The organism is Halomicronema sp. CCY15110 (genome assembly GCF_016888165.1).
Classification (GTDB): Bacteria; Cyanobacteriota; Cyanobacteriia; order Phormidesmidales; family Phormidesmidaceae; genus Halomicronema.
On sequence record NZ_JACSWC010000011.1, the window covers coordinates 1 to 224 of the forward strand.

Annotated in this window: 1 pseudogene; it reads right to left on the bottom strand. The window is 57.6% G+C overall.

Going from position 1 to position 224, the window contains the following annotated elements:
- Positions 1-224: pseudogene (locus JUK32_RS00045) on the bottom strand (photosystem II D2 protein (photosystem q(a) protein)); the annotation flags it as partial.

The following is a 224-nucleotide window of genomic DNA, read 5'->3' on the forward strand; positions in this document are numbered from 1 at the left end:
CCATCTTCAAACAGCGTGTTTTCCACGGTGGCACCGTGAATTGCACACAGCAGCGCCCCGCCCAAGACGCCGGCCACTCCCATCATGTGGAAGGGATTCAGCGTCCAGTTGTGGAAACCCTGGAAGAACAGCAGAAAGCGGAAAATCGCGGCGACGCCGAAGCTCGGTGCGAAGAACCAGCTGCTCTGCCCCAAGGGATACATCAAGAAGACGGAGACGAAAAC